1 rRNA gene is annotated in these 255 nt (G+C 57.3%); it reads left to right on the top strand.

Annotation, left to right across the window (positions count from 1 at the left end):
- Nucleotides 1–255, top strand: a 23S ribosomal RNA gene (locus MRBLMD1_RS10555); the annotation flags it as partial.

Raw genomic sequence — 255 nt, forward strand, 5'->3', positions numbered from 1 at the left:
GCGCCGACAATGTAGCGGGGCTCAAGTACACCGCCGAAGTTGTGGCATTCAGATATTTAGCTAAGCCCTTGTGGTTCAGGCGTCTGGATGGGTAGGGGAGCGTCGTGTGGGCAGTGAAGTCGCGGTGTAAACCAGCGGTGGAGCCTACACGAGTGAGAATGCAGGCATGAGTAGCGAAAGACGGGTGAGAAACCCGTCCGCCGAATGATCAAGGGTTCCAGGGTCAAGCTAATCTGCCCTGGGTAAGTCGGGACC

The organism is Pseudarthrobacter sp. LMD1-1-1.1 (assembly GCF_040676255.1).
GTDB lineage: Bacteria > Actinomycetota > Actinomycetes > Actinomycetales > Micrococcaceae > Arthrobacter.